Here is a 7942-nt window from a genome sequence, read left to right as displayed (position 1 = left end):
TCGTCCCGTACGGGTCGCAGCCGGTGACCGACAAGAAGGCCCTCCAGGACGAGGCCGCCAAGTGCACGAGCAGAACCCTATGCTGGGCCTGCGCGGCGTGCGGCTGGGTTTGGTGATTCCCGGTCTGTTCGCGATGCAGGTGCGCGCGATCGCCGAGGCCGCGGCGGCGCGCAGGCGGGCGGGCGGCGACCCGCGCCCGGAGATCATGATCCCGCTGGTCGGGGCGGTCCAGGAGCTGGAGGCCGTGCGCGACGAGGCGCGCGACATCCTCGCCGCGGTCAGGGAGTCGAGCGGGGTCGACGTCCCGGCGCTGATCGGCACGATGATCGAGCTGCCGCGGGCGGCGCTGACCGCCGGGCAGATCGCCGAGGCCGCCGAGTTCTTCTCCTTCGGCACCAACGACCTCACCCAGACGACCTGGGGCTTCTCCCGCGACGACGTGGAGGCGGCGTTCTTCTCGCGCTACCTGGAGCTCGGGATCTTCGGGGTGTCGCCGTTCGAGACCCTCGACCGCGAGGGGGTCGGCAGGCTCGTGCGCATCGCCGCGGAGGAGGGCCGCCGGGCGCGTCCCGGCCTCAAGCTCGGCATCTGCGGCGAGCACGGCGGCGACCCCGACTCGGTGCACTTCTGCCACGAGGTGGGGCTCGACTACGTGTCCTGCTCGCCGTTCCGCATCCCCGTGGCGCGGCTGGAGGCGGGCCGCGCGGCCATCGAGGCCGCCGACGCCTCCGGGGGCAGCGACAGCCGCTGACGTCCCGCCCGGCGGCCGGGCCACCGCGCCCGGCCGCCGGGACCGATGTGGGACGGATGACACGCCGTCCTGGCGAACCTGGCGCGCATGCCGGAACATCTCACTAACGTGTCCGATGCGATGACGTTGGAAGCGGAGTTGCCGGAGTTCACGCCGGAAGACGATGAGACGGACGGTCCCGACGAGCGGGCGGACGGGCCGCGGCGGCGCCGTGGGCGCGGCCGGTGGCGCCGGTCGCCCTGGTTCGCGATCCCGGCCGGGATCCTTACCGGGCTGCTGGCGATCGCGGTGCTGACGCCGCTCGCCGTCGGCGCGCGGATCTGGCACCAGGCCCGCCAGGACGAGCGGCCCCGCTCGGACGCGATCATCGTGCTGGGCGCCGCGCAGTACAACGGGGTGCCGTCCCCGACGCTGAAATGGCGGCTCCAGCACGCCCTGGACCTGTACCGCCACGGGGTCGCGCCTGCCATCGTGACGGTGGGAGGCAAGGCCCCTGGCGACAACTACACCGAGGCGGGGGCCGGCCGGAACTGGCTGATCACCAAGGGCGGCGTGCCCGCCTCCCGGGTCTTCGAGGTGCCCGTCGGGCGCGACACGCTGGAGAGCATGAAGGCCGTCGGCAGGGAGTTCGACCGGCACCACTGGTCCTCGGGCGTGATCGTCACCGACCCGTGGCACGGGCTGCGGTCCAAGAAGATGGCCGAGGACAGCGGCATCAAGGCCGCCGCGTCGCCGACCCGCAGCGGCCCCAGCGTGCAGACCCGCGACACCCAGTTCCACTACATCGTCCGCGAGACCGGCGGGTACCTGTCGTACGTGCTGCTGGGCAAGAGCGTCCAGGTGCCGGACGAGACCATCAAGCGGATCCACATCGACCCGTCCGCGACGCCCTCGGCGTCCCCGCCCTCCTCGTCGTCGTCCCCGCCCCCGTCCTCGCCGTCGCCGGGCCGCTGAGGACCCTCGCGGCCCTCTACCCTGGATAGGGACATGACGATCAACGTGACCACGGGCTACCACGGCCGTGACAAGGAACGCTGGGCGCCCGAGCCCCCCAAGCGGCGCGACCGCACGGCGTTCGAACGCGACCGGGCCCGGGTGCTGCACAGCGCCGCCCTCCGCCGGCTGGCCGCCAAGACGCAGGTCGCCTCGCCCGGCGCCGACGCCGTGGCCGACACCGTGCAGAGCCTGCGCACCCGCCTCACCCACTCGCTGGAGTGCGCGCAGGTCGGCCGCGAACTGGGCAAGTCGCTCGGCTGCGACCCCGACCTGGTGGAGACGGCCTGCCTGTCGCACGACATAGGGCATCCGCCGTTCGGGCACAACGGCGAGTACGCGCTCGACATCGTCGCCCGCGACTGCGGCGGGTTCGAGGGCAACGCGCAGAGCCTGCGCGTCCTGACCAGGCTGGAGCCGAAGTCCTTCGCCGCCGACGGCCCGCCCCTGCACGGCCGCAGCGTCGGCCTCAACCTGACCCGCGCCGCGCTGGACGCCGCGATGAAGTACCCGTGGTCGCAGGCCGAGGCCGTGAACGGCAAGTTCGGCGTCTACGACGACGACGCGGACGTGGCGCGCTGGGTGCGCGACGGCGCCGAGCCGGGCCGCGCCTGCTTCGAGGCCCAGGTCATGGACTGGAGCGACGACGTCGCCTACTCCGTCCACGACCTGGAGGACGCGCTGGTCGCCGGGCACATCGACTTCAACCGCCTCGCCGACCCCGCCGAGCGCCGCCTCGTCGCCGCCACGGCGGCGAAGCTGTACTGCCCCGACGCCGGCCAGGCCGAGCTGGAGGAGCGCTTCGCCGCGCTGCTCGCCGAGCCCTGCTGGCCCGACCGCTACGACGGCACCCCGCGCAGCCACGCCGCCCTCAAGAACCTGACCAGCACCCTGATCGGGCGGTTCTGCCTGGCCGCCGAGACCGCCACGCGGGAGGCCTACGGCGACCGCCCGCTCACCCGCTACGCGGCGGAACTGATCGTGCCGCGCCGGCAGCGGCTGGAGAACGCCCTGCTCAAGGGCATCACGGCGCACTACGTGTGGATCAGTCACGAGGAGGTCAGGGCCCGCCAGCGGACGCTGATCACCGAACTCGCGGAGATGATGCTCGCGGGCGCGCCGGAGACCCTCGACCCGGGCTTCCGCGACGCGTTCACGGACGCCTCCGACGACGCCGCCCGGCTGCGCGCGGTGATCGACCAGATCGCCTCCCTGACCGACCTGTCGGCGATGGCCCGCCACCGCATGCTGGGCGGACGCGGGTACTGACCCGGGGGACGGCCCGGCGCGGGCGGGGGACACGCCTCGACGCGCCAGCCGACGGACCCTTGTCTCGTGGCAGGCGCCGCTGTAGGGATAGCTACAGGTCCACTACAGGAGGTCACCATGCCCGAGGAGACGTTCGTCATCGCCGGCGCCGGCCTGGCCGGGGCCAAGGCGGCCGAGACGCTCCGTGAGGAGGGCTTCGCGGGAAGGGTGCTGCTGGTCGGGGAGGAGATCGAGCGGCCGTACGAGCGGCCTCCGCTGTCCAAGGGGTTCCTGCTGGACAAGGAGCCCCGGGACAAGGCCCACGTCCACGAGGCGGACTGGTACGACAAGCACGATGTGGAACTCCGGGCCGGCACGTCCGTCGCGGCCGTCGACCGGGGGGCGCACCAGGTCCGGCTGTCCACCGACGAGCCGGTCGCCTACGACAAGCTGCTGCTGGCGACGGGCGCGTCCCCGCGCCGGCTGGACGTGCCGGGCTCCAAGCTCCAGGGCATCCACTACCTGCGGACGATGGCCGACTCGGCCGCGCTGAAGCAGGCGCTGGCGCCCGGCGGCCGCCGGGTCGTGGTGGCCGGGGCGGGCTGGATCGGGCTGGAGACGGCGGCCGCCGCCCGCGCGCACGGCAACGAGGTGACGGTCATCGAGCCGGAGCCGGTGCCGCTGCACGCCGCGATGGGGCCCGAGCTCGGCGGCATGTTCGCCGACCTTCACCGCGAGCACGGCGTGGTCCTGCGGATGGACGAGGGCGTGGCCGGGTTCTGGGGCGCCGGGCAGGTCTCGGCGGTGGTGACCTCCGGCGGCGCGGAGGTGCCCGCGGACGTCGTGATCGTCGGCATCGGGGTGCGGCCCAACAGCGGGCTCGCCGAGGCGGCCGGGCTGGAGGTGTCCGACGGGATCCTCGTCGACCAGTCGCTGCGCACGTCCGATCCCGACATCTACGCGGCCGGGGACGTCGCCAACGCCTACCACCCGCTGCTCGGCCGCCGGATCCGCGTGGAGCACTGGGCGAACGCGCTGAACGGAGGTCCCGCCGCGGCCCGCGCGATGCTCGGCCGGGACGTCGTCCACGACCAGCTCCCCTACTTCTTCAGCGACCAGTACGACCTCGGCATGGAGATGTCGGGCGTCGCGGCGCCGGGGGAGTACGACGAGGTCGTGTACCGCGGGGACGTCCCGGGACGGGAGTTCATCGCGTTCTGGCTGTCGGGCGGGCGGGTCGTCGCCGGCATGAACGTCAACGTGTGGGACGTCACCGGGGACGTCCAGGCACTGATCCGCTCCGGGCGCCCCGTGGACGCCGCCCGCCTCGCCGACCCGGGGGTGCCGCTCGCGGACCTGGCGTGAGGCGGCCGGGCCGGCTCGGCCGCGCCGGCGACGTACAGTCTGCCGAGTGGTTACCGACAAGATCACGACGCTGTCCCGGGCGCGCGCCGCGGTGACGCTGGCGTTCGCCGCGCACGGACTGCTCGGCGCCGCCTGGGTCGCCCGCATCCCCCAGATCAAGGAGCATCTCGGGCTGGGCGAGGGCGCGATGGGCGTGGCGCTGCTCGGCGCGCCCGTGGGCGTCGTCGCGGCGGTCCGGTTCGCGGGGCGGATCGTCGGCCGGTGGGGCAGCCGCGCGACGACGATCGCGGCGGGGGCCGCGGGCGCGCTGGCGCTGGTCCCGCTCGGCCTGGCCTGGAACCTCGGCGCGCTGATCCTCTCGCTGCTGCTGATGGGCGCCTCGCTCGGCCTCATGGACGTGGCGATGAACGCGCAGGGCGTCGCCGTGGAGCGCGGCTACGGCCGTCCCCTGATGTCCGGGCTGCACGGCTCCTACAGCATCGGGACGCTGCTGGCGGCGCTGGCCGGGTCGGCGGCCGCGCACGCGGGCGTCCCCGTCCCGCTGCATCTGGCCGTCGCGGCGGCGGCGCTGATCGCCTTGCTGGCCCTCGGCTGCCGCGGCCTGCTGGACCGCTCCGCCGACGAGCTCCCCGAACCGGACGGGGACGCCCCGGCCCCCGCCCGCTCCCCGCGCCGGCCGCTGATCATGCTCGGTGTCATCGGGCTGTGCTCGTTCGTCGGGGAGGGCGCCATGGCCGACTGGAGCGCGATCTACCTGAGGGAGAACCTCGGCACGGGCCCCGGCGTGGCCGGGCTCGGCTACGCCGGGTGCGCGGTGGCGATGACCGTGGGCCGGCTCACCGGCGACCAGGTCGTCGCGCGCTTCGGGCCCGTCCCGGTGCTGCGGGGCGGCTCGCTGGCCGCCGCCCTCGGACTCGGCCTCGGGCTCGCGGCGGGCGACCCCACGGCGGCGGTGGCCGGATTCACGCTGTTCGGCCTCGGCGTGGCGGTCGTGGCGCCCGTCACCTTCAGCGCGGCGGGCAACGTGCCCGGCGTGCCGGCCGCGGCCGGGATCTCCCGGGTGACCGGCGTCGGCTACCTCGGCCTGCTCGGCGGCCCGCCCGTCATCGGGTTCATCGCGCAGGGCGTGGGGCTGACGTGGGCGCTGGCCGTCCCGGTCGCGCTGGTCGGGCTGATCGTCCTGCTGGCCCCGGCGGCGGTGACGGCCGAGCGGTGAGGCGGCGCCTGTTGATCTTTTGCGGGGGTTGCGACCTTCGTATATGTCCTACTCAGGTAAGGTCTGGGCGAGTGAGCACCATCCAGCGGTCGGGACCGGCCGAAACGGTCGCGTCCGCCCCGGCGCTGCGGACATTCCTCGGCGAACTGCTCAGTTTCGGTTTCGTGGGGTGCCTCGGCACGCTGATCATGATCTTCGGCGCCAACCTGATGCGCGCGTGGCTCGGCGGCAGCCCGGTCACGAGCGTCGTCGTGCCGACCGTGGTGTCCACGCTGTCCTCCTACCTGCTCAACCGGTTCTGGACGTTCCGGCACCGCGACAGCGACGGCTCCGGCCGGGAGGTCGCGATCTTCTTCGCGCTGAACGGCGTCGGGCTGCTGATCCAGGTGCTGTGCACCGGCTTCACCTACTACACCCTCGGCCTGCACGGCGGGGTCGCCTACAACCTGGGGCTCCTCGCGGGCGTCGGCCTCGGGTCGGCGTTCCGCTACTGGTCGTACAAGAAGTGGGTGTTCACCCCCGCCGCGGCATGAAACGCGGGGGCGCGGGGGTTGTCTCCTCACGCAGGCACAGCCGAGGCGCGGAGCGGGCGTGAGCCGACTCGACGATGAATGGGCCGAGCACCGGCCGGCGGTGTTCGGCGCCGCGTACCGGATCACCGGGAGCGTCGCCGACGCCGAGGACATCACCCAGGACGTGTGGCTGCGCGCCTCCGCCCGGGAACCGCTGGACGACGTCCGCGACCTGCGCGCCTGGCTCCTCACGGTGGCCGCGCGCCGCGCGTACGACGTGCTGGGCTCGGCCCGCGCGCGGCGCGTGGAGTACGTGGGGCCGTGGCTGCCCGAGCCGCTGCTGACCGGGCCGGACGCCGCCGAGCCGGTGCTGATGGACGAGACGGCCGGGACCGCGATGCTGCTGGTCATGGAGGAGCTGTCGCCGCCGGAGCGCGTGGCGTTCGTCCTGCACCAGGCGTTCGAGGTGCCCTACGAGCAGATCGCCGGCGTGCTCGGCAGGTCGGCCGCCGCGTGCCGGCAGCTCGCGTCCCGCGCCCGCCGCAAGATCGCAGCTGCGCTGCCGTCCCGCCCGGCCCCGGCGGCCGAGCGCGACCGGGTGCTGGCGGCCTTCCGGTCCGCCTACGAGCGCGGCGACGAGGCCGCGCTGCTCGCGCTGCTGGACCCGGACGCCGTCTACACCACCGACGGCGGCGGGCAGGTCTTCGCCGCCCGCAAGGTCATCGCCGGGGCCGAGCGGGTGGCGACCGTGCTGCTGCGCGTCGGCGCCCGCAACCTGCTGCGGCTGGAGTTCGCGGAGGTCAACGGGCGCCGCGAGCTGCTGGTACGGCGGGACGGCCGGGCGGCCGGGGTCGACACCGTGGAGGTCGAGGGCGGCCGCGTCACCGCCGTCCGCCGTGTCCTCAACCCCGCGAAGCTCACGTCCCTGCGCGGGATCTGAGCCGGGCCTCACCGCCCCGCCGGGACGATCTTCTCGGTCTGGGCCAGGGCCTCGGCGAGGATGCCCGCCAGGTCCTGGCCGGTGCCCTGCGAGAAGATCACCTGGTCGACGCCCCGCTCGGCGAGCCGCCCGACGGTGTCGACGGCGGCGCCGACCGAGGGCGTCCCGGTGAAGAAGGTCAGCGAGGTCTTCTCGATCTCGGCGTAGTCGCGGCCCTCGCGCTCGCAGTGCTCCTTCAGGACCTCCAGCTTGCGGGGCAGCTCGTCGCCGTCGAAGAGGTTGCAGGCGTCGGCGTACTTCGCCACGAACCGCAGCGTCTTCTTCTCCCCGCCCCCGCCGACGAGGATCGGCGGGTGGGGGCGCCGCAGCGCGGGCGGCGAGTTGAGCGGGCGCTCCAGCCTGTAGTGCTCGCCCTCGAACGGCGACTCGTCGCCGTCCCACATCCGGTGGGCGATCCGCAGCGTCTCCTCCAGCCGCTCGAACCGCTCCGCGGTCGGCGGGAACGGGATGCCGAGTCCGCGCGACTCCTCGTCGTTCCAGGCCGCGCCGACGCCGAGCCACGCGCGCCCGCCCGACAGGACGTCCAGCGTGGTCACGGTCTTGACCAGCACGCCGGGGTGCCGGTAGGTGACGCCGGTGACCATCGTCCCGAGCGTGATCCGCTCCGTCAGCGCCGCCGCGTACGCGAGCGCGGAGTAGCCCTCCAGCATGGGCTCCTCCGGCCGTCCCACGGCGCCGATCTGGAAGAAGTGGTCCATCACCCACAGCGAGTGCAGCCCGCCCTGGTCCGCCTCGCGGGCGAACCGGCCGAACGTGGGGCCGATCTGCTCCGGCCCTCCGGGAAAGGTGAAGCTCGGAACCTGGAGTCCAATGCGCATGGCGAGTCCTTCGCGTGCCTCGTGGTGTAAGCCTCTCCT

Annotated in this window: 8 protein-coding genes; 7 read left to right on the top strand and 1 reads right to left on the bottom strand. The window is 74.0% G+C overall.

The features are described from left to right. The 7 genes from AB0C69_RS33935 to sigJ form a co-directional block, all read left to right on the top strand. On the top strand, nucleotides 1-751 hold a 751-nt coding region (locus AB0C69_RS33935), incomplete at its 5' end, for a putative PEP-binding protein (protein ID WP_360359041.1). Between the two features lie 120 nt (nucleotides 752-871). Continuing rightward, a complete protein-coding gene (locus AB0C69_RS33930; protein WP_360359039.1) occupies nucleotides 872-1705 on the top strand; it encodes a YdcF family protein in 834 nt (277 codons plus the stop codon). 33 nt (nucleotides 1706-1738) lie between these two features. Further along, nucleotides 1739-3013 (top strand): deoxyguanosinetriphosphate triphosphohydrolase, encoded by a 1275-nt coding sequence (locus AB0C69_RS33925; protein WP_360359037.1) that lies wholly within the window; start codon nucleotides 1739-1741, stop codon nucleotides 3011-3013. A 117-nt stretch (nucleotides 3014-3130) separates the two neighbouring features. Then, a complete protein-coding gene (locus AB0C69_RS33920; protein WP_360359035.1) occupies nucleotides 3131-4357 on the top strand; it encodes an FAD-dependent oxidoreductase in 1227 nt (408 codons plus the stop codon). Nucleotides 4358-4403: 46 nt separating this feature from the next. After that, nucleotides 4404-5573: an MFS transporter gene (locus AB0C69_RS33915; protein WP_360359033.1), complete on the top strand. Its 1170-nt coding sequence runs from the start codon at nucleotides 4404-4406 to the stop codon at nucleotides 5571-5573. 71 nt (nucleotides 5574-5644) lie between these two features. Then, entirely contained in the window at nucleotides 5645-6106 is a 462-nt protein-coding gene (locus AB0C69_RS33910) for a GtrA family protein (RefSeq protein WP_345174484.1), read from the top strand. A gap of 58 nt (nucleotides 6107-6164) precedes the next feature. Then, nucleotides 6165-7025, top strand: a complete 861-nt coding sequence (sigJ, locus tag AB0C69_RS33905) for an RNA polymerase sigma factor SigJ (RefSeq protein ID WP_353832353.1) — start codon at nucleotides 6165-6167, stop codon at nucleotides 7023-7025. Nucleotides 7026-7033: 8 nt separating this feature from the next. On the opposite strand, the gene AB0C69_RS33900 is transcribed toward sigJ, so the two are convergent. Further along, nucleotides 7034-7903, bottom strand: coding sequence for an LLM class F420-dependent oxidoreductase (locus AB0C69_RS33900; RefSeq protein WP_360359030.1), 870 nt, complete (start codon nucleotides 7901-7903; stop codon nucleotides 7034-7036). Nucleotides 7904-7942 lie beyond the last annotated feature (39 nt).

Source organism: Actinomadura sp. NPDC048032 (assembly GCF_040653175.1).
Classification (GTDB): Bacteria; Actinomycetota; Actinomycetes; order Streptosporangiales; family Streptosporangiaceae; genus Spirillospora; species Spirillospora verrucosospora.
This window is presented reverse-complemented; position numbering and strand designations above follow the sequence as displayed.